The sequence below is a fragment of the Geomonas sp. genome, assembly GCF_056994735.1.
Genome location: NZ_JBXKJL010000052.1, coordinates 1 through 2,168, shown reverse-complemented (window position 1 = coordinate 2,168; position 2,168 = coordinate 1). Strand labels below are relative to the sequence as shown.

Genomic DNA, 2,168 nt, shown 5'->3' with positions numbered 1-2,168 from the left:
CGTGCGCCGGGATAAACCGGCGAGGTGTAGTGGATGAAAGAGCCACACGATGAAGGGCTAGCGACCCGCGTCGACCCCGAGTCATGCGGTAGCCTTCCGCAAGGAGGAGCCGAAGCGTTGACAGGGGCACGTGCAGGCCGGGTATTGAGCCGCGAAAGAGTCGACCTTCGGGAAGCCGACGTCGTGGGACGTGGTGGAAGGCAATATCGCACGCATCGCTATCGCGAGATGCGGGCGGTTCCCGCGCGGTCACAGACCCCGGGCATGTACGGAAACACCTTGCTCGAGAACCGGGAGATCCGATGTTCGCCTGCGGCCGATGGAGCCGCAGGACGCGCCGGGAAAGTCTAAGGACCTACGCCGGCGATGCACGAGCATGGGAAGTCGGACAGTTCCATAGTACCGCAGAAGCCAGCGAACAAGACCGGGCAACCGGAGGCGGAGCAGGCGGAGGGAAGGGGACTGGCCAAGGGGAATCCGCGCCAGCAAAACGCGTCCCGGACGCAGCGCCGGAGCAGCGCGCCCAGTGCGCTGGAGTGGATACGCGAAGCGGCAGCAGAGGACCGGAACAAGCGGTTCACCGCGCTCCTGCACCACATCTATGACCTGAGGATGCTGCGCATGGCCTACTTCAGTTTGAAGCGGGAAGCGGCAGCAGGCGTGGACGGTGAGACGTGGCGGCACTACGGGGAGCGGCTGGAGGAGAACCTCCAGACGCTTTCCGACAGAGTCAGGCGGGGAGCGTACCGGGCCAAGCCGGTGCGTAGGGTGTACATACCCAAGCCCGACGGGCGGATGCGCCCGCTGGGAGTGACGGCGCTGGAGGACAAAATCCTGCAGCGCGCCACAGTGGAGGTACTCAACGCCATCTACGAGGCCGATTTTGTGGAATTCTCCTACGGGTTCCGGCCGGGGCGCAGCCAGCACCATGCGCTGGATGCGCTGTACGTCGGATTGCTGAGGGGAAAGGTGGACTGGGTGCTCGACCTGGACATCCGTGGATTTTTCGATTCCATCAAGCACGGATGGCTGGTGAAGTTCGTTGAGCATCGGATCGGGGACCGGCGCGTGGTGCGGCTCATCCAGAAATGGCTGAACGCGGACGTGCTGGAGCAGGGCCAGCGCCAGCGGATGGAGGAAGGTACGCCGCAGGGCGGCAGTGTGTCGCCGCTGCTGGCGAACATCTACCTGCATTACGCGATGGACCTGTGGGTGCGGAGGTGGGGGCGCAAGCAGGCCGCCGGCGCCATGGTGGTCGTGCGTTATGCCGACGACGTGGTGCTGGGATTCCAGCGCAAGGCGGACGCCGAGCGGATGTATAAGGAGCTGGGCGAACGCATGGGTAAGTTCGGGTTGGAGTTGCACCCGGACAAGACCCGGCTGCTGGAGTTTGGTCGGTTTGCGGACGACAACCGCAAGCGTCGTGGTCAGGGCAAACCTGAAACGTTCAACTTCCTGGGGCTTACGCACATCTGCGGCAAGACCAGAGCGGGGCGGTTCACGGTGCTCAGACAGACTATACGCAAGCGGTTGCAGGCCAAGCTGGGCGAGGTGAAAGCCGAGCTCAGGCGGCGCCTGCACGACCGTATCCCGGCGGTGGGCAAATGGCTGCGCGCGGTGGTTGAGGGGCACTTCCGCTACTACGGAGTCCCCACCAACTACGCGGCGCTCGCGCTGTTCCGCTCGCAAGTGGAGCGGATGTGGCGGCGAACGCTGTCGCGGCGCAGTCAGCAGCCGGTGTGCTGGGAACGGGCCCGCCGCATCTTCCAGCGCTGGTTACCCAAGCCCCGTATCTACCATCCCTATCCGCTGCGCCGCCTGGGCGTCATTACCTGAGGCAAGCGCCGGATGCGGTAATTCCGCTCGTCCGGATCCGTGGAGGGGGTCACGGGCAACCGTGATCCCTACTCCGACTGCCTGTTCCACTAATACTACCCAGAATTATTTGAAATTTTTTTAAGCTGAGTAACTCCGTCTGCGCGCCCGTTTTCCGTAGCGCCGGCCTCCGTGCCGGCTCTTTTTCTGAACTGCTCTTTCTCTCTCCCCTCCCATTTTTCGATCGGAGAGGGCGAGGGAGCGGCTGCCTCATTCCACCAAAGCCACGGCCGAACAGCAGAGTGCCTCCCAGGCCCAGGCAACATCGTGGCCGAATGCGCAGCACTGATCGG

1 protein-coding gene is annotated in these 2,168 nt (G+C 63.8%); it reads left to right on the top strand.

What is annotated here, in order from left to right; genetic code table 11:
• Window positions 1-366 precede the first annotated feature (366 nt).
• Entirely contained in the window at window positions 367-1,836 is a 1,470-nt protein-coding gene (ltrA, locus tag AC11W3_RS02500; protein WP_484092427.1) for a group II intron reverse transcriptase/maturase, read from the top strand.
• The last annotated feature ends 332 nt before the right edge of the window (window positions 1,837-2,168 follow it).

Bases quoted from the DNA above. Each gene is read 5' to 3' on its own strand.
- ltrA (WP_484092427.1), top strand. From the start codon at position 367: ATGCACGAGCATGGGAAGTCGGACAGTTCCATAGTACCGCAGAAGCCA.